This window comes from Staphylococcus sp. FSL W8-0056 (assembly GCF_037963075.1).
Classification (GTDB): Bacteria; Bacillota; Bacilli; order Staphylococcales; family Staphylococcaceae; genus Staphylococcus; species Staphylococcus aureus.
Genome location: NZ_CP150142.1, coordinates 2265046 through 2284577 on the forward strand (window position 1 = coordinate 2265046; position 19532 = coordinate 2284577).

A 19532-nucleotide genomic window follows, 5' to 3' on the forward strand; every position below is an offset into this window, starting at 1 on the left:
AATGGGAACTTTAATTAAACAAGAATGTTTCAAATTATTTAAAAAGAAATCAACTTTTATCGCACCTATTGTCTTCATTCTACTAATGGTTGCTCAAGGTTATATCGCTACAAAATACAATGAAATTTTTACGCCACAGGAATCTTTCACATCTGCTTATAATGGTTTTTCATGGTTTGCATTTTTATTAATTATTCAAGCAAGTACAATCATTTCAATGGAATTTCATTACGGTACGATTAAAAATTTACTCTATCGTGAATATTCAAGAACAACTATGATTGTTAGCAAAATCATCACATTATTTATTATTTCTTTAATTTATTTTGTTATTACAATTATTGCTTCAATTGTTATTGGGTCTTTATTCTTTAATGATTTAAATATATTTGAAAGTAGCGGTAATCAATTATCTTTATTGAATCAATTATTATTAGTTAGTTTAGGTACATTTGTTGGCGTTTGGTTAGTTTTAAGCTTAACGTTGCTATTATCATCTGCAACTAATTCAACGGGTGTAGCCATTGCTGTAGGTATTGTTTTTTATTTTGCAAGTTCTATTTTAGCAGTTATTCAAACGGCACTTTTAGAAAAAATAGACTGGCTAAAGTGGAATCCTATTAATATGATGAATATTATGCTTCAAACAGTTGAAAAAGGCTTTAGTAAGTCGACGAAATTAGAACTTCATGAATTGTTTATTGGTAATATTGCTTATATTTCTATTTTCTTAATACTTGTAGTATTTATTTTCAAGAAGAAAAATATTTAGTAACTTAAAGTATTAGATGAATAAATACACACATATTCCATCGTAATTCAAAATCATTTTCAAATCCCTTCACCCAAATAATGGTGCGGGGATTTTTTTATCCAAATTTTGGCAATTCCACATTTTACATATCGTAATTTTTTAGGAAACTAGTGAATATAACAAATTCCTCCTCTCATTTTTAAAATAAATATATCACTTTCCCACTTTTACTTAACTAAACTGCAACGACTCCTAATACCAAAATCCTGCCCTCTATTTTTATCAATCCAAGCATACTTATTGAAAAATGTTAACGTTTTCTTGATAATCATTGTAAGCGCATTTATTTTATAAACTAACGTTTGAAATATACTACAGGAGTGACACGTAATGACTCAAATTACTGAAAAAGAATTAAAAAAGAAGTATTTAGATTTACTATCCCAAAATTTTGATACTCCAGAAAAACTTGCAACTGAAATTATCAATTTAGAATCAATTTTAGAATTACCTAAAGGTACGGAACATTTCGTCAGCGATTTACATGGTGAATACGAAGCTTTCCAACACGTATTACGCAACGGTTCTGGGAATGTGCGAGCGAAAATCAATGATATTTTCAAAGAGAGACTTTCAACTAAGGAGCTTAATGATTTAACTGCTCTTGTCTACTATCCAGAAGACAAATTAAAATTGATTAAAAGTGATTTCCAAAGTTGCGGTCAACTTAATGTCTGGTATATCACAACAATCGAACATTTAATTGAGTTGATTAAATATTGTTCTTCAAAATATACGCGTTCAAAACTGCGTAAAGCATTGCCAAAACAATACGTTTATATTATTGAGGAACTACTGTATAAAAGTAATGAATATCAAAATAAAAAATCATATTACGAAACACTTGTTAACCAAGTAATTGAACTTAAACAGGCAGATGATTTAATTATTGGACTCGCTTATTCCGTACAACGCTTAGTCGTCGATCATTTACACGTTGTCGGTGATATTTATGATCGTGGACCACAACCAGATAAAATTATGGATACACTGATTAATTATCATTCCCTAGATATTCAATGGGGTAATCATGATGTGCTTTGGGTTGGAGCCTATGCTGGGTCAAAAGTATGCTTAGCAAACTTACTTCGAATTTGTGCACGCTATGATAATTTAGATATTATCGAAGACGCTTATGGCATTAATTTAAGACCACTGCTTACTTTAGCTGAAAAATACTATGACGCAGATAATCCTGCTTTTAAGCCTAAAAAAAGACCTGACAAACACGAACGTTTAACTCAACGTGAAGAAAGTCAAATTACTAAAATTCATCAAGCTATTGCGATGATTCAATTCAAGTTAGAAATACCAATTATTAAACGTCGTCCAAATTTCGAAATGGAAGAACGTCTTGTGCTTGAAAAGGTTAATTATGATACAAATGAAATTACAGTTTATGGTAATACATACCCGTTGAAAGACACATGTTTCCAAACTATCAATCGTAATAATCCAGCAGAATTACTACCTGAAGAAGAAGAAGTCATGAATAAACTATTATTGTCATTCCAACAATCTGAAAAATTACGTCGTCATATGTCTTTCTTGATGCGTAAAGGTTCGCTTTACTTACCATATAATGGTAATTTACTCATTCATGGTTGTATTCCAGTTGATGAAAATGGTGAGATGGAATCATTTGAAATTGATGGTCATACTTACAGCGGCCAAGAATTATTAGATGTGTTTGAGTATCATGTCCGTAAATCATTTGATGAAAAAGAAAATACTGATGACTTATCGACGGATTTAGTTTGGTATTTATGGACTGGGAAATATTCGTCATTATTTGGTAAACGCGCGATGACTACGTTTGAGCGATATTTTATTGCAGATAAAGCTTCTCATAAAGAAGAAAAAAATCCATACTATCATTTACGTGAAGATGTGAATATGGTTCGTAAAATGCTCAGTGATTTCGGATTAAATCCAGATGAAGGACGCATTATTAATGGTCACACACCAGTGAAAGAAATCAATGGCGAAGATCCTATCAAGGCTGATGGAAAGATGCTTGTCATTGATGGTGGTTTTTCAAAAGCTTATCAGTCAACAACTGGCATTGCAGGCTATACATTGTTGTATAATTCATTCGGAATGCAACTCGTTGCACACCAACAATTTAACGCTAAAGAAAAAATACTTTCCGAAGGTATCGATGAACTTTCTATAAAGCGCGTTGTAGACAAAGAATTACAACGTAAGAAGATTCGTGATACCAATATTGGTAAAGAGCTTCAAGCTCAAATAGATATTTTGAAAATGTTAATGCATGATCGTTACTTAGACTAAAGACGACATTTTATGCATGTATTGTATACTGTTGTATTGATGCGGTTTACGCATTGGCTACGCAAACGCGATGATAAATAGGCGACCTAGCTACACCGAAAAAAATCCCCTCACTATTGCGAGTAGTGAGGGGATTGGTGTATCTATGCTAATTCCTGTTAACTGTATTATAACAACTTTACAGCAAAAAAATGCAAAATCAACTAATAAATTAATGAAATGACCGACGCCCTCGCTTCTACTTCAATTTAACAAAATACTATATTAGTACTATATTTTTCATTAACATGTATGTTACATTTTCTATATTACTTAAAATTACGAAGGGACATTTTTAAATCATGCGTATCTTAAAAGAGTCCATTATTGTGGCATTTGCCTTTGTTGGTGTTGTCGTTGGTGCCGGCTTTGCTACTGGTCAAGAAATTTTCCAGTTTTTCACAAGTCATGGCGCATATAGCATTTCAGGCATTATTGTAACAGGACTATTGATTACTTTAGGTGGAATGGTTGTCATGCATACAGGTCATCATCTAAAGTCCAGAAATCATTCTGATTCAATTAACTATTTCTTATACCCCTCTATTGCAAGAGGTTTTGATATTATTTTAACAATGTTTATGTTGTCTTTAGCTATTATTATGACTGCAGGTGGTGCGTCAACCATTCATCAAAGTTTCAACTTACCGTATTGGCTGAGCGCACTCATATTAGTCGCCTTTATTTTAGCAACACTGTTTCTAAAATTCGATCGTTTAATTGCTGTGCTTGGTGGAGTTACTCCATTTTTAATTGCAATTGTCATTATGATTGCGGTCTACTATTTCACAACGAGTCATCTTGATTTTACTGCCGCTAATAATGATGCTCAGATTCATAAGCAGAAATCATTATCACCTGGATGGTGGTTTGATGCGATTAACTATGCAAGCTTGCAAATTGCTGCTGCCTTCAGCTTCTTATCAGTGATGGGTAGCAAAGTTAAATATCGTGACTCAACGTTATACGGGGGCTTGATTGGCGGTTTAATCATTACATTTTTACTCATGATGATTAACCTAGGTTTAATTTCTCAATTCGATAAAATTAAACACGTCGATTTACCTACATTAAAATTAGCGACACAAATGTCTCCGTCAATTGGTATTATTATGTCTGTCATTATGATACTTGTCATCTACAATACTGTTGTTGGATTAATGTATGCATTTGCGTCACGTTTCAGCGTTCCATTCAGCAGACGTTACTTCATCATTATTATTACAATGGCTGTCATCACTTATATTAGTACATTTATCGGTTTCATTTCATTAATTGGAAAAGTATTCCCTATTATGGGATTGTTCGGTTTCATCTTACTCATACCTGTACTCTATAAAGGTTTAATTAAGCGTATTACCGGCAAATCTCATATCGATTAAAACATCTATACTATTGTAAAATTTATTACAGCACTTCAAAATCAAAAAAACGGGCAGATGAAAAGTAAAAATCTTTTCCATCTGTCCGCTTCTTAATAGAACTGTTATTTCCCAAGTATTTGTTGACCAGCCGTTAATCCAGTTTCTGTAATTTCATGACCATTCACCCAAACTTCTTCGACTACTGCCCCACGTGTCTTAAACAAGTTAATGACTTGTTCACTTGCAGCTAATGGCACAATTGGATCATGTTTCCCCATAGAAAGCAACACACTTACATCTGATAAATCCTTTGTTGACGTTACTTCAACTGGGTATAACGGTGCATATAACAATGCTTTTTTAAATGGTGCTTCCGAACGCAACATTAAGTTAATCGCTATATTTGATCCATTTGAAAATCCAACAAGTACTGCTTTTTCAATATCAAATTCATAACGTTCAGCAGCTTCTTTAATGAACGCTAACAATTCTTGTCCACGAAATTCCAAATCTTCTTCATCATAAACACCTTCACCAAGACGTTTGAAATACCGGTTCATCCCATTTTCTGAAACTTGTCCTCTAATACTTAACAAGTGATAATTTTCATTCAATGCTTCGCCTAATGGCAATAAATCGAATTCATCGCCACCTGTACCATGCAACAATATTAGCGTTGGTGCACCTTTTTGTCCTTCACGAAAAATATGTTCCATCACAAATCCTCCTCATTCCAATTAATCATGTTAACGCTTAGTATTAAATGGTCTTATTTCTGATTCTATATACTCTCTTTTATTTTCTAAAAATGGTGGCAATGATAAACCTTCACCTAATGTTTCATACGGTTCATCTTCCATAAATCCTGGTCCATCTGTTGAAATTTCTATTAAAATATGCCCCACACGTGCATATAATGCTTCAAAATAGAAACGATTAACGATGCCTGAGTTGTTAATACCTACCTCTTTATATTTCGTTGCCCACGCTTCTATTGCATCATGATCTTTCACACGAAATGACACATGATGTACCTCACCATAACCTTGACGTGCTGCTGGCCCTTTATCATCTTTTATTAAGATTACCTGGCCACCATTGCCGCCTTCGCCAACTTCAAGTAATGCGACATTATCTTCATGCGCAATAGTTGTCATACCGTAAACAGTCTCTAAAATATTTTTAAAGTCGTCAAAATAACTTACTTTAATTTCAATGGGTCCTAATCCATAAATCGCTTTATCTACTGGAACCGGTCCATTCTTCCAAGGTACACCAGGTGCTACCCCATCATTTAACTCATCTGAAATTAATTGATACACTTGGCCATCGACTTCTTCAAATGGCAACACTTTTTTACCAAATAATTCTTGAATACCTTCGTGTTTAACACCAAATTCATCAAAGCGCTGTTCATAATACATTAATGCGTCATCGTTAGGCACTCTAAAAGACGGTCTTGTAATGGAATTTGTTCCTGCCTGCCCTTTTGTAATATTTGGAAAATCAAAGAATGTCATATCTGTACCTGCTGAACCTACATCATCTGCAAAAAATGTATGATACGTATAAATATCATCTTGATTGACTGTCTTTTTAACTAAACGCATGCCTAATACTTCTGTAAAAAATTTATAATTACGTTCTGCATCATCTGTCATTGCTGTGACATGGTGAATACCTAGTAATTCATGATTATTTATCATTTTATATACCCTCTTTATATTTTTAGTGTATTTATCTCGAAATCGAGATATTTTAATGTAAATTTTTAGTGCACGCCTTACACTTCTGTAGATTGTGCACTTAGTTTCTTAAACGCTTGTTGTAAGATTGTTAATTCATCCTTTGTTAACACATCAAACGCTTTTGTTAATGTCTCAGCATGCTTAGGGAAAATATCTGCCATTTGACTTTGACCTTTTTCAGTTAAACAAGCCATATATACACGTTTATCATCTTTATCCTTTTCACGTGTAATCCAACCTTTGTCCTCTAATTGACTTACAACATATGAAATGCTGCTACTTGCAATTAATACGCGGTCTCTAATACGTTGAATTGGTTGCGGACCTTTATTATAAAGCAACTCGAGCACTGCAAATTCAGTAATATTTAAGCCATATCGCTTTACGTCTTCTTTTGTAATTTGCTCTAATGTGTCTAACGCCCTATTCATTCCGACAAAGACATTGAGCGATTGTTTCGTTCGATCCATATCATCACCAACTTTTTAATTTATTTCGATTTCGAGATAAATTATATAGCTGAATGGATTTAATGTCAAGATACGTGTTTTCATCTTTATTTCAAATTGCGCTTAATAAAAACGACTACATAAATGCGGCAATGTCGTCACATGACTGTCATGCACCTTTTACTTCGTTTAAGTTAAAATAGAATAGGGAAATATTATAATCAAACATGATAGGAGTTGATATGTATGAGTAACCTTGAAATCAAACAAGGCGAGAACAAATTCTATATTGGTGATGATGAAAATAATGCTTTAGCTGAAATCACATACCGTTTTGTGGATAATAATGAAATTAACATTGATCATACAGGCGTATCTGATGAACTTGGTGGTCAAGGTGTTGGCAAAAAACTAGTTAAAGCAGTTGTTGAACACGCTCGAGAAAATCATTTAAAAATTATTGCCTCATGTTCATTTGCCAAACATATGTTAGAAAAAGAAGATTCATATCAAGATGTATATCTTGGTTAAATAAATTTTGCGATGGTGCAACTGTACCATCGCTTTTTTGTTCGCATCAATATAAAATTGCAAAACGACTAGTTATTTTGCATTTCAAACTTTATGCTATCAATTCATTTTCTTTTCTGGTATACTTTTTATACTAACTTATAGAAAAATAGAAAACGAGGCGATGCATAATGGCATTTCACGATAAAACAGCAACACAAGTGACAAACATTGAACTGAACGTAAGAGACTTAGACTTAATGACAACATTTTACAAAAACATTTTAGGACTATCCGTTAAAAGTTCTGACGATAACACAACCGTATTATCTGTTGGGACTGGTGGCCATACTCTAACGTTACATTTATTAGAAGACGGCCGTCAGACTTCCCCACGTGAAGCAGGACTTTTTCATATAGCATTTTTATTACCAACTACTGAGGATCTAGCTAACTTCTTATATTTCGTGGCACAAAAAAATATGGGCATTGGCGCTGGTGATCATTTAGTAAGTGAAGCTTTATATTTCAACGACCCCGAAGGTAATGGTATTGAAGTCTATCGCGATAGACCTTCATCTTCATGGGAATGGCAAAATGGCAAAGTTAAAATGGATACTTTAGAAGTTGATAGCCAAACCTTATTAACACATCGTACTGATGAAGGTTGGCAAGGAATGCCAGCAAAAGGCATGATTGGACACTTACATTTAAAAACACATGATTTAGACGCAGCATATCAATGTTACATTGAACAATTAGGATTCCAACATGTGTCTGATTTTCCACGTGCGCTATTTATGTCAACGAATCATTATCACCATCATATTGCTGCTAATACTTGGCAATCCAATCAAGCAAGACAAAACAATGCACAAAGTTATGGATTAACACATGTTGATATTTATCAACCCGACGCCTCAACACATACATTTACGGCACCAGAAGGGTTTGACATCACAGTTCATTCAAATACTGACCTTGTTCCAGAAAAATAATCATCCATACTTTATTAATACAATTTTTTCACGCAAAAACCTGCGATTCATTTATGTAATCGCAGGCTTTTTTTATTGCTAACTTTTTAATTTTATATATTTAGACATACTGTATTCTATTTATTCTTTTGGTCCAACCCATTCAATAACATCTTCATATGCTTGGCGTGTTTTATTTTTCGGTGGATCTTGTTGTCTGTAGCCAAATGCAACCATCACTGATAAACCAAATTGCTCAGTATCTAAGATACCTTTATTTGCTAAAATGTCTGTCACTGTATCCAGACTAAAACCTTCCATCGGACATGAATCAATACCTAACAATGCGGCTGTCGTCATCATATTGCCTAATGCGATATACGTTTGTTTACTTGACCAGTCATACAAGGCTTGATCATTATCAGAAATATGGAAATCTGCTTGGAATGCATCGAATTTTTGTTCAACAGCTGGGATCGTTTGTGCCTCATATTTTTTAATATCTCTTAACATATGTTGTACATACGGTGATCTTGACGTTACATTTTTACGCGCAAAAATTAGCACAAAATGGCTCGCTGTATCTAATTGTTTTGCTGCGCCCCAACTGTGCGCTTTTAATTCATCACGTAACGCTTGATCTTGAATCACGACAAACTTCCAAGGTTCTAACCCAAGAGAACTTGGAGACAATCTACCTGACTCTAATATTGTTTCAAAATCTTCTTTCGAAACTTTCTTTTGTGGATCGAATTGCTTAGTCGCATGTCTGAAATGAAATGCATCCATAATTGTTTGATTCATATTGCTCATTGAACATAGCCTCCAATTTTTATATTTATTACTATACAAATTATACTTCATGTTTTAAAAAGACTAAAGTAATCCGTTTGCAATTCGCTATAACTTGTGCACATGTTATAAGTTTTCTGCAATAAAACACACTTTTGAATTTTGGAAAATTTAGTGTTATAATATATTTGTGATATTTTTCACAATTAAATTGTGGCGTGATTTTAATGTACATAATCTTTAATTTCACTCATTTACTTTTCAATCTTTTAAAAGCGAGGTTTTTAATAATGACAAAAATTATGTTCTTTGGTACGCGTGATTATGAGAAAGAGATGGCATTAAATTGGGGGAAAAAGAATAATGTCGAAGTAACTACTTCTAAAGAGCTATTATCAAGTGCTACAGTCGATCAATTAAAAGATTACGATGGCGTAACTACAATGCAATTTGGTAAGTTAGAAAATGACGTTTATCCTAAATTAGAATCTTACGGTATTAAACAAATTGCACAACGTACTGCTGGATTTGATATGTATGATTTAGATTTAGCTAAAAAACACAACATTGTGATATCTAACGTTCCTAGTTATTCACCTGAAACAATTGCAGAGTATTCTGTTTCTATCGCCCTACAATTAGTGCGTCGCTTCCCAGATATTGAACGCCGTGTACAAACACATGATTTTACTTGGCAAGCAGAAATCATGTCTAAACCAGTTAAAAATATGACTGTTGCAATTATCGGTACGGGTCGTATCGGTGCTGCTACAGCTAAAATATATGCAGGATTTGGTGCTACAATTACAGCTTATGACGCTTATCCTAATAAAGATTTAGACTTTTTAACTTATAAAGATAGTGTTAAAGAAGCTATTAAAGATGCCGATATTATTTCTTTACATGTTCCAGCGAACAAAGAAAGCTATCATTTATTCGATAAAGCAATGTTTGATCATGTGAAAAAAGGTGCAATCTTAGTTAACGCAGCACGTGGTGCAGTCATCAATACACCTGATTTAATCGCTGCAGTGAACGATGGTACTTTGTTAGGTGCTGCGATTGATACTTATGAAAATGAAGCTGCATACTTCACAAATGACTGGACTAATAAAGACATTGACGATAAAACATTATTAGAGTTAATCGAACATGAAAGAATTTTAGTAACACCACATATTGCTTTCTTCTCTGATGAAGCAGTACAAAACCTTGTTGAAGGTGGTTTAAACGCAGCATTATCTGTCATTAACACTGGTACATGTGAAACACGTTTAAATTAATATATATTTAAAAGCAAAGGCGCACCATGTGCCTTTGCTTTTTATTTTGTTTATCTGTATCAAAATCGGTTTGATTAAAATCTGCTTTATTTTATCATCTATTCAACTGATTGTAGTGCGCTTATTTTACTATGGCATTATTGCCTAACCTGTTTGAGATATATTAATGTTTGATGATTCGTATTCAAAGTTTTCATTTAACATGTATTTAGTATCATGATAGCCGCTTCATTGATGATGTGCTACCTACTTGTTCAATACTTCTTGTTCGATAATCGTTAAAACACCCTGCTTATCATTACTTGGAGCGACAGCCGAGGCAATATTGAACAATTCTTCATCATGACTATTTTCCATCACATAACTATGCTTAGCGAACGCTAGCATATCTTTATCATTATTCGCATCTCCAAAGGCCATGAGCTCTGAAGGAGACATTTCCCATTTATCTAACAATCGTTTTAATGCCTGCCCTTTAGTCATGTTTGGCATAATAATATCAATGCTATCGTGCCCACTTGAGACAAGTTTAATATCATTGCTGAATTGCGTTGCTACTTCTTCGTCAACATTTGGATGCGTCTCACGATTAATATTAAATGCTATTTTGACATAATCATCCTCAGGTAATTGTTGTAGACTGTCAATTTCTTTTAACTGATGATAATAAAATCTCGTATCTTCTTTAAATGCTTCAGAAGTATGTTTTAAAATATACGCGCTTTTCAAACCACAGATGACGAGTTGATCAATACTTTGGTTCATATTTAAGTAATCGACGACCTGTTGAAACACCTGACGATTAAAGCTTTTATAATTATATAACTCATTGCCTTTATAAATAACTGCACCATTTTCAGAAATAAAATACATATCTCTATCCCCGAAAATAGACTTCAACTTCGCATATTGATTGCCACTCGCAGCAATAAATGTAATATCTCTATTTCTAAGTTCAGTAAAAATCGCTTCAAATCTCGGTTTATCGTATGTCTTTTTCGAATCTAAAAACGTCCCGTCCATATCTACCGCAATAGCCTTAACCATGATTATCCTCCTCATTGCTCTTTTAGTCGTCTTCATTATATCCATCTCATGACAAGCAATGAAGTTTGTCATACCACAATGAAACTATATTCACATTTTGAAATTGCTTTCATATATGCAAAACACATTACACTGGATATAGCATTCGGAGGCGAACATAAATTTCAGAATATTGTAAAAATATAACGATATATTTATCATTTGGACAAAATATAGTGTGATATACTAATTTATAACATCTATACATAATGTGAAAAAATTTTTAAAATACAATTAAATATCGGTGTAATAAATCCCTTTATACATAGGAGTTGTATACATGAAACTAAATAACTATTCTTTAAAAGTTAAAAACAAACAACTAGTTGACAATTGTGATTTAAATTTCTATCTTGGTCAGATCAATCACATTGTTGGTAAAAATGGTGTAGGAAAATCTTTATTAGCTAAAGATTTCTTACTAAATAATAGTGGAAATATCCCTAAGTCCATTTCTCAAAATGTAACCTTAATATCAAGTTCATCAAATATTCCTAATGATATAACAAAAGATTTTTTATTATCATTGTTAAAATCAAAATTTGAAAACAATCGACAAACATTCGATAAGATTTATAACATACTAAACATCGAAGCAATACCGTCTAACGTACTACTAAAAAACTTGAGTGATGGTCAAAAACAAAAGCTTAAATTATTAAGTTTCTTATTGGAAGATCATGATTTAATCATATTAGATGAAGTTACAAACGCTTTAGACAAGAAAACAGTTAATGAAATTTATGAATTTTTAAATGATTTTATTCAAAGCCATCAAACTAAAACTATTATCAATATTACACATAATTTATCCGATTTAAGTGCTTTGCCGGGTAAATACTTTATTTTTAAAGACCTTCAAATAGAAGAGTACCAATCAAAAGAAGAAGTCATAAATGATTACATTAATTTATAATTGAGGTGTCCACTTTGAAATTAGAATTTAAAAAAAGTATTTCCAATAAAATTATTTACACGCTTGGTGTGCTATTCATATTCCTTTTCTTACTTGGGTATTTTTTACCAATAGGAATAGACAAAGTTAAAAATTTAAGCTATGGTCAGTTTTTCTTTAGTTCTTATACAGTTGCCACTGAATTTGGCTTTTTATTATTTTCATTTGTTATTGCATATTTTATTAATAAAGAGTATTCGAATAAAAATATATTATTTTACAAGCTGATTGGCGATAATATATTTACCTTCTTCTATAAAAAAGTAGCAGTTCTATTCATTGAATGTTTAATTTATATTATTTTAGGCATCACAATTATTTCAATAATATATTCGGATTTCTCACATTACTTACTATTAATAATCTTATTTTCACTCGTTATCTTACAATATATCTTAGTTGTTGGAACGATTAGTATGGTTTCACCTAACATTTTAATCAGCTTAGGTATCAGCATTGTATATTGGATTGGTTCAGTCATCTTAGTTGCCATTAATAAAAGTATATTTGGTATCGTTGCTCCGTTTGAGGCGAGCAACACGATGTATCGTGCCGTAGAAAAAATATTGAATAACGAGTCAACATTTATATGTCCTACTGAAATTATAAATACAGTATCATTCTTCGTTCTTCTATTTATAGTTAATACTATTGTCTTATTACTAAGTAGAAAGAGATGGTTGAAAATCGGTATGTAGTACATAAAAAAGAGCGGCATCCATTGTCGCTCCTTTTTATTATGTATTTTTACAATCTCCACCAATGACACGTCGTCATTGGTGCCTCACACCAAACAAAAAAACAGTCTCGCAATCAAGACTGTTTTCCACTCAATATATTCATCCATTAGCGTAATGGATTATTTGACTTCTGTAGCTACAAAGATTTTACGTTTTTCCCAAACGCCTGTCTTTTCATTGTAATCATCACAAGTAATTAATGTTAATTGTTTATCTTTACCTTTTTGTTCATCTAGAACTTCTACATCTGTTGGCTTAACATCTCTTATACTTGTCATTTTATACTTACGTGTTTCATTACCAACTTTAAAGTACACCATACTACCTTTTTTGGCTGCTTTAAGATTTGTAAATTGATAGTTCGGACGGTCAATGAAAGTGTGTCCTGCAATTGAAATATTTTGATCATCTAGTGATTCATTTTCTTCTGCAAAGCTTACACCTCTATTTAATTGTTCAGGTGTTGCTGGTCCTGGATATACTGGTTCTTTAATATCAGCATCTGGAATTTCAATATAGCCTGCCACTTTTGATTTATCTTTCGGAATTTGAGGTTTAGCTTGCTGCTTATTGTCTTTACTCGCCTGTTCTTTTACATTTTTATCATATTGTTCAATCTTTTCATCTTTATCTTTATCGTGAAGATAATTATCGATATGTGGTTTAGCAAACAAATATGCTGCCACTAGGATAAGTACTACACCAGCGATTGTCATTAATCGATTTGTCCATTTTTTCATACGTTAAGGCTCCTTTTATACATTTCACAATGCCTATTAACATTTCATATAGTATACCATTAATTATAAAATGACTCATAGCAATTCATTTTATATTATAAAATTTGCACATATATTGTCACGTTAGATTTCATTACACATATTTGCATTCAAATAACGAAACGTTTTTAATAATTACTAAGGGGGAATTATTATGATTCGATGTGCTAAAAAAGAAGATTTAAACGCTATATTAGCGATATACAACGATGCCATTATTAATACAACAGCTGTTTATACTTATAAACCGCAAACCATAGACGAACGTATCGCATGGTTTGAAACGAAACAACGTAATCATGAGCCTATCTTTGTATTTGAGGAAAATGGAAGTGTATTAGGGTTTGCGACGTTCGGTTCGTTTAGACCTTGGCCAGCATATCAATATACTATCGAGCATTCTATTTATGTCGATGCTTCAGCTAGAGGAAAAGGTATCGCTAGTCAATTATTACAGCGTTTAATTGTAGAGGCAAAAGCTAAAGGTTATCGTACACTTGTTGCTGGTATTGATGCTTCTAATGAAGCGAGTATTAAATTACATCAAAAATTCAATTTCAAGCATGCCGGCACACTGACCAATGTAGGCTATAAATTTGATTACTGGTTAGATTTAGCTTTTTATGAATTAGATTTAAAAGACTAGTAGTGTTTAAATCACATAATATAAACAAGACAACCATGTTAATTCACTTAACATAACATGCTAACATATAAAACTATAAACCTCTTAGGGACAATTTACATCGTCCCTTTTTTCATTTCAAATACTATCCCCATAGCTTTGATTTAACGCTTTTTCTCAATAACAAAACGAATAAAGTAGAACATGAAAACGATAATCATGCTGAGCGATAAAGATTTAAATAATAGATTGACCCACGTTCCCTCAGTCGTATATCCATATGTAATCGTTGTGTTAATGATGAATGCTATAAAGATGATTGATAGTCTTAGCATATCATCACTCCTTTTAAGTTATTTTAGATATACGGGGGCGCTTTTGCAATCACTATTTTGATTAGCATGTATTTCCCATAAATTTTTCAACTTTATGAAAGATAATTAAGAAGCATCTATCTGGTACTAATGATCCAGACAGATGCTTCTTTTTTATCAATATCTTATTGTTATCTCATTAATTATTTTTAACCATATCTTCAGCTGTGCCAAAGATTTTACGTTTAATTGCTTCGCCAGTTGGTGTGCCTGCTAGTCCACCCAATCCAGTTTCACGTAATGATGCAGGAAGGTTACGACCAACCTTATCCATTGCTTCAATAACTTCATCAACAGGTATTCTACTTTCAATACCTGCTAATGCTAAATCTGCTGAAATTAAAGCGTTACCCGAACCAATTGCATTTCTCATAACACAAGGAATTTCAACAAGTCCGGCTACTGGGTCACAAACTAAACCTAATAAATTACTTATCGCTAATGCCATAGCGTGCCCGGATGCTTCTGGTGATCCTCCGAATATAGCTACTGCTGCAGCTGCGGCCATTGCAGATGCTGAACCAACTTCAGCTTGGCAGCCACCTGTTGCACCAGCTACACTTGCATTGTTTGCTACGACACGCCCAAACAATGCTGAAGTGAATAAGAAATCAATCATTTGCTCTTCTGTTAAATCATGTGTTTTTTCTAATTTAAAAAGTGCACCGGGAATGGTACCCGAGGAACCAGCTGTTGGCGTTGCACAAATAATACCCATCGCAGCATTGACTTCATTTGTTGCAATGGCACCTTTGACTGCATCAATCATTTCATATCCAGACAAAGCATGATGTGTTTCATTATAATCACGTAGTTTAGCAGCGTCATGACCAGTGTAGCCCGTTACACTTTCAACGCCATCACCTGTCGTCCCTTTGATTACTGCGTCTCGCATGACATCTAAATTTTGTTTCATTTGCGCTCGCACTTCATCACGTGATTTACCGCTTAATTCCATTTCTTCTTTAACCATGATATCCGCAAATGACATATTATTTTCTACGGCATAATCTATAGTCTCTCTAATTGAATCAAACATGTTTATTCCCCCTCTAATTTATATAGGAAACGTTTACGTCACTGTATTTCTCTTTAATTGTATTTAATGTCGATTCTGAGATTGCTTTATTTAATGGTATTACAACCAAGCATTTATCTTCATCTATCTTAATAAATTCATCTTTACAGTCTAATTTCATATCGTTGATATCATTAATGAAATGATTTACTTGTGCTTTAGTCATATTTCCGTCAACAACTAAAATTGGTAATCCATGATTTAAATCTACTTCTAGTCCATTTATATGAATACCTTTAATTTTAATTGTACCACCACCGATTGAAATACCGATAATTTCAATATAGCGACCATCATTACGAGATGATTTAATATAAGCACAGTTTGGATGTTGACCAATACTATCGCCTTCTTCTTCGATGATATCTATTTTAATACCATCATCAGCTGCAATTTCTAATGAAGATTTAATTCGGTTATCAAATGTTGAATATCCCATTGCTCCACCCACAATAGCGACATCTGTACCATGTCCTTGGTGTGTTTGAGCAAATGATTCATAATAATGTATTTCAATATTTTTAGGAATATCTCCCAATATTGCGCGTGCTGAATTCCCAATCTTTACTGCACCAGCCGTATGAGAACTTGAAGGGCCCATCATAACTGGTCCGATAATATCGAAAGCACTTTGATAATCATAGCTCTTTGCCATAATTAAACACTCTCCTTAATATGATTCTTTTTGCTCGGCATTTTAAAGTTGATATTCATTAAATTAAACTTATTAATTAGTGTTCCAATAATATAGGCTAAGACAATGCTGACAATAATCACTGTTGCGATTGTTACAATTGATGTCACTGCATTATTAAAGCCAAACAATACGATGGCACCTGCAATTGGTGTTGCCATACCTTTGACACCTATTACTAGTCCGCTAAATGTCACGATACATGCGTTGACGACCCCAATCAGTGCATTTGTACCATATAGTTGTACTGGATATTGCGCTATTAAATCAATTTGCGTCAATGGCTCAATACAAACTGCAAATGCTTTTGACGGTCCACCAATGTTTAATTTTCGGAATAAAATAAGGTTAACAAATGAGCTACCTGTACATGTTAGTGCTCCAATAGCCATAGGAACACCTGTCAGTCCTAATAAACTTGTTAATACCATTGAACTTAGCGGTGTCATACCTGTAACAGGAATCACTAGTCCTAAAATGACCGCTAATGCATATGGATTGTTATCACCTACCGCAGTGACAGCACTACCTATTTGTTTTAATGTTGCTAGCACACCAGGTGTAATGATTGATGCAAGTCCGAAAGCAATTGCTGGTGCAAATAAGATCACCACAATTAAGTCCAAGCCTTCTGGAACTTTCTTTTCAATCCATTTAATTAAAAAAGCTACGCAATAAGCTGCGATGAATGCTGGTAATAATTTAAAGTCATGTAATACTAAACCAACAATAACCGCAAATACTGGTGCAACGCCTAAGTTTAAGCACGTTAGAATACCTACTGCGATACCGCTTAAACTTCCTGCTAAATCCCCAATATCTTGTAGAAATTTAATATCAAATACGCCACCAATAGCGTAACTTAAGAATGCTTGTGGTAGAAATGTCGCACAAGCTGCACCGGATAATGCTTGTAGTCCTTGTTTACCGTACGGTGCATACTTTAAAAATAGCGTCATGATCACTAAAACCAAGACTAATGTGCCTACACCTAACAGAATATCCATTTCCCAAAAACCTCTCTCTATGTTTATTTTATTTTCAGACCATAAACATCGTACACCCTTAAGAAAACGTTTTCAACTTTTATCTGTTATCAAATCAAATATTTAAGTGAAATATTTCATATTTGTGAAAGATTTTTAAAATGGATTGTTTCAAAAACTACTTATGTTGTCATTAATATTTACTAATTAACTTTTTACTCTATATTTCAAACAGTTGTGTGACAGTTTTTTGATAACTTTTTTACATCTGAAAGTGAGTAATATTTCTAAAAATCTTTAATATTTATACACTTTATCTTTCGAGCTATTTATTTTTTGTTTTTGTGCTGTGTTTATAAAACCGCACACTATATTCAAAAATAACTTATTACACATATATTTGCAATAAGATAATTAAAGTAGGATATTATTTTTAGTTTTCTGATAGGAATGATGATAGTCTATAGGTTGAATCTTTACTTTTTTTAAAGCTAAATTTACATCAACTTAACAATGGCTGGTTATACTGAAGATGAAAATATTTAGTATAACTTAGTGGAGGCGATAAAGGTGCAATTGAGTCATTCCGTTAAAGTTGCAATTTCTATCTATTTAGCACTTATCTTTATAACGTTCACTTCTTATTTAGTCATTATTTTATATACGAGTATGACTGGACATGATGTATCACATTTCGTGTTAGATAGTCAGCATTCTCATCATGGATCTCTTACGCAAAAACATTTGAGTCTTCCTGAAATCTCATTTAAATAGTTTATCCTCTGTGTTTCAACATTCATTTCCCATATCGATTCATTTATCTATCATCTAGACCACTACATCTTAGATGATTTTTTTATTTTCTCATTTCACTCTTTCTTAAAAGTCGATATAATGAATTAAATCATTATCATACACCGACATATTTTATGTTGTTGGTGTTAAGTTTTAAAGGGGTGAGATACTTGGCGAATAATCATTCAGCTTTGCGTTTAAAAGGAATTATACTTGCCATTGTCGGTGCTTGTTTATGGGGATTAGGTGGTACTGTTTCTGATTTCTTGTTCAAATATAAGAATATTAATGTCGATTGGTACGTCACTGCTCGACTTGTAGTCAGTGGTGTTTTCTTACTTATTATGTACAAAATGATGCAACCCAAACGTTCAATATTTAGCGTATTCCAAGATCGACGTATGTTAGGCAAATTACTTATCTTCAGTATACTGGGCATGTTAGTTGTACAATATGCTTATATGGCATCTATTAATACAGGTAATGCTGCGATTGCAACATTACTACAATACATTGCGCCAGTTTATATTATTATTTGGTTTGTCATAAGAGGCGTTGCAAAACTAACATTATTTGATGTGCTTGCTATTATCATGACACTATTAGGAACATTTTTATTATTAACGAATGGTTCATTTTCTAATTTAGTCGTCAATCCTGCAAGTTTATTCTGGGGTATTTTAGCTGGTGTAGCACTCGCTTTTTACACAATTTATCCTTCAGACCTACTTAACCGCTTCGGTTCGATTCTAATTGTCGGGTGGGCAATGCTTATTTCTGGTGTTGCGATGAATTTACGCCATCCAATTTGGCACATTGATATCACTAAATGGGACATATCAATTATATTATTTTTAATCTTTGGTATTATCGGTGGTACCGCACTCGCATTTTATTTCTTTATCGACAGTTTACAATACATATCAGCGAAAGAAACAACATTATTCGGAACTGTTGAACCTGTCGTAGCCGTTATCGCAAGCAGTCTATGGTTACATGTGGCATTCAAACCATTTCAAATCGTAGGCATCATTCTTATTATGATTTTAATTTTATTACTATCACTTAAAAGACAACCTGAAGCATTAGATGAATAAGAAAACTCTGATAATCACTTTAGCAAGTAACTATTTTTAACAACGTAGCTAC

The 19532-nt window shown here is 33.0% G+C and carries 22 protein-coding genes; 11 read left to right on the forward strand and 11 right to left on the reverse strand.

What is annotated here, in order from left to right; genetic code table 11:
* Nucleotide 1 precedes the first annotated feature (1 nt).
* The 3 genes from NSS86_RS11540 (at nucleotide 2) to NSS86_RS11550 (ending at nucleotide 4530) form a co-directional block, all read left to right on the forward strand.
* The gene (locus NSS86_RS11540; RefSeq protein WP_000536961.1) at nucleotides 2-772 is read left to right on the forward strand and encodes an ABC transporter permease; all 771 of its coding nucleotides are present in this window, start codon (nucleotides 2-4) and stop codon (nucleotides 770-772) included.
* 372 nt (nucleotides 773-1144) lie between these two features.
* Nucleotides 1145-3109, forward strand: coding sequence for a fructose-1,6-bisphosphatase (locus NSS86_RS11545; protein ID WP_000192172.1), 1965 nt, complete (start codon nucleotides 1145-1147; stop codon nucleotides 3107-3109).
* A gap of 341 nt (nucleotides 3110-3450) precedes the next feature.
* On the forward strand, nucleotides 3451-4530 hold the full coding sequence (locus NSS86_RS11550) for a membrane protein (RefSeq protein ID WP_001549787.1): 1080 nt from the start codon (nucleotides 3451-3453) through the stop codon (nucleotides 4528-4530).
* 104 nt (nucleotides 4531-4634) lie between these two features.
* On the opposite strand, the gene NSS86_RS11555 is transcribed toward NSS86_RS11550, so the two are convergent.
* The 3 genes from NSS86_RS11555 to NSS86_RS11565 all read right to left on the reverse strand — a co-directional run bounded on the left by NSS86_RS11555 (nucleotide 4635) and on the right by NSS86_RS11565 (nucleotide 6730).
* Complete coding sequence (locus tag NSS86_RS11555) at nucleotides 4635-5228, reverse strand: alpha/beta hydrolase (protein WP_000400021.1); 594 nt, start codon at nucleotides 5226-5228, stop codon at nucleotides 4635-4637.
* A gap of 30 nt (nucleotides 5229-5258) precedes the next feature.
* The gene (locus NSS86_RS11560) at nucleotides 5259-6218 is read right to left on the reverse strand and encodes a ring-cleaving dioxygenase (RefSeq protein ID WP_000609346.1); all 960 of its coding nucleotides are present in this window, start codon (nucleotides 6216-6218) and stop codon (nucleotides 5259-5261) included.
* Nucleotides 6219-6295: 77 nt separating this feature from the next.
* Complete coding sequence (locus NSS86_RS11565; protein WP_000376235.1) at nucleotides 6296-6730, reverse strand: MarR family transcriptional regulator; 435 nt, start codon at nucleotides 6728-6730, stop codon at nucleotides 6296-6298.
* Nucleotides 6731-6955: 225 nt separating this feature from the next.
* Here NSS86_RS11565 and NSS86_RS11570 point away from each other — a divergent pair, with 225 nt between their 5' ends.
* Nucleotides 6956-7240 (forward strand): GNAT family N-acetyltransferase, encoded by a 285-nt coding sequence (locus NSS86_RS11570; RefSeq protein ID WP_000067116.1) that lies wholly within the window; start codon nucleotides 6956-6958, stop codon nucleotides 7238-7240.
* Nucleotides 7241-7410: 170 nt separating this feature from the next.
* Nucleotides 7411-8217, forward strand: a complete 807-nt coding sequence (locus NSS86_RS11575; RefSeq protein WP_000863968.1) for a VOC family protein — start codon at nucleotides 7411-7413, stop codon at nucleotides 8215-8217.
* 120 nt (nucleotides 8218-8337) lie between these two features.
* Here NSS86_RS11575 and NSS86_RS11580 read toward each other — a convergent pair whose 3' ends face one another.
* Complete coding sequence (locus NSS86_RS11580; protein WP_000069098.1) at nucleotides 8338-9009, reverse strand: NAD(P)H-dependent oxidoreductase; 672 nt, start codon at nucleotides 9007-9009, stop codon at nucleotides 8338-8340.
* Nucleotides 9010-9278: 269 nt separating this feature from the next.
* On the opposite strand from NSS86_RS11580, the gene NSS86_RS11585 reads away from it, so the two are divergent.
* Complete coding sequence (locus tag NSS86_RS11585; protein ID WP_000161545.1) at nucleotides 9279-10271, forward strand: D-lactate dehydrogenase; 993 nt, start codon at nucleotides 9279-9281, stop codon at nucleotides 10269-10271.
* A gap of 246 nt (nucleotides 10272-10517) precedes the next feature.
* Here NSS86_RS11585 and NSS86_RS11590 read toward each other — a convergent pair whose 3' ends face one another.
* Nucleotides 10518-11318: a Cof-type HAD-IIB family hydrolase gene (locus NSS86_RS11590; protein ID WP_000237528.1), complete on the reverse strand. Its 801-nt coding sequence runs from the start codon at nucleotides 11316-11318 to the stop codon at nucleotides 10518-10520.
* Nucleotides 11319-11637: 319 nt separating this feature from the next.
* Here NSS86_RS11590 and NSS86_RS11595 point away from each other — a divergent pair, with 319 nt between their 5' ends.
* Complete coding sequence (locus tag NSS86_RS11595; RefSeq protein ID WP_000773921.1) at nucleotides 11638-12273, forward strand: ATP-binding cassette domain-containing protein; 636 nt, start codon at nucleotides 11638-11640, stop codon at nucleotides 12271-12273.
* 5 nt (nucleotides 12274-12278) lie between these two features.
* Nucleotides 12279-13010, forward strand: a complete 732-nt coding sequence (locus NSS86_RS11600; protein ID WP_078064089.1) for a peptide ABC transporter permease — start codon at nucleotides 12279-12281, stop codon at nucleotides 13008-13010.
* 161 nt (nucleotides 13011-13171) lie between these two features.
* Here the strand turns inward: NSS86_RS11600 and srtA are convergent, their stop codons facing one another.
* Complete coding sequence (gene srtA / locus NSS86_RS11605) at nucleotides 13172-13792, reverse strand: class A sortase SrtA (protein WP_000759366.1); 621 nt, start codon at nucleotides 13790-13792, stop codon at nucleotides 13172-13174.
* A 193-nt stretch (nucleotides 13793-13985) separates the two neighbouring features.
* Here srtA and NSS86_RS11610 point away from each other — a divergent pair, with 193 nt between their 5' ends.
* Nucleotides 13986-14477: a GNAT family N-acetyltransferase gene (locus NSS86_RS11610; protein WP_000617356.1), complete on the forward strand. Its 492-nt coding sequence runs from the start codon at nucleotides 13986-13988 to the stop codon at nucleotides 14475-14477.
* A gap of 143 nt (nucleotides 14478-14620) precedes the next feature.
* Here NSS86_RS11610 and NSS86_RS11615 read toward each other — a convergent pair whose 3' ends face one another.
* From NSS86_RS11615 to NSS86_RS11635, 5 genes are all read right to left on the reverse strand, one after another.
* Complete coding sequence (locus NSS86_RS11615) at nucleotides 14621-14791, reverse strand: hypothetical protein (RefSeq protein ID WP_031764502.1); 171 nt, start codon at nucleotides 14789-14791, stop codon at nucleotides 14621-14623.
* A 61-nt stretch (nucleotides 14792-14852) separates the two neighbouring features.
* Nucleotides 14853-14951 carry a hypothetical protein gene (locus NSS86_RS11620; protein WP_031762133.1) on the reverse strand — a complete coding sequence of 33 codons (99 nt, stop codon included), beginning with the start codon at nucleotides 14949-14951 and terminating at the stop codon, nucleotides 14853-14855.
* Between the two features lie 18 nt (nucleotides 14952-14969).
* Nucleotides 14970-15869 (reverse strand): L-serine ammonia-lyase, iron-sulfur-dependent, subunit alpha, encoded by a 900-nt coding sequence (gene sdaAA / locus NSS86_RS11625; RefSeq protein ID WP_000460421.1) that lies wholly within the window; start codon nucleotides 15867-15869, stop codon nucleotides 14970-14972.
* A gap of 13 nt (nucleotides 15870-15882) precedes the next feature.
* On the reverse strand, nucleotides 15883-16563 hold the full coding sequence (gene sdaAB, locus NSS86_RS11630) for an L-serine ammonia-lyase, iron-sulfur-dependent subunit beta (RefSeq protein ID WP_001140234.1): 681 nt from the start codon (nucleotides 16561-16563) through the stop codon (nucleotides 15883-15885).
* 2 nt (nucleotides 16564-16565) lie between these two features.
* Nucleotides 16566-17609 (reverse strand): PTS fructose transporter subunit IIC, encoded by a 1044-nt coding sequence (locus NSS86_RS11635; RefSeq protein WP_000353630.1) that lies wholly within the window; start codon nucleotides 17607-17609, stop codon nucleotides 16566-16568.
* Between the two features lie 549 nt (nucleotides 17610-18158).
* On the opposite strand from NSS86_RS11635, the gene NSS86_RS11640 reads away from it, so the two are divergent.
* Nucleotides 18159-18362 carry a hypothetical protein gene (locus NSS86_RS11640; RefSeq protein ID WP_001177186.1) on the forward strand — a complete coding sequence of 68 codons (204 nt, stop codon included), beginning with the start codon at nucleotides 18159-18161 and terminating at the stop codon, nucleotides 18360-18362.
* 182 nt (nucleotides 18363-18544) lie between these two features.
* Entirely contained in the window at nucleotides 18545-19480 is a 936-nt protein-coding gene (locus NSS86_RS11645; RefSeq protein ID WP_072362001.1) for a DMT family transporter, read from the forward strand.
* Nucleotides 19481-19532: the final 52 nt, after the last annotated feature.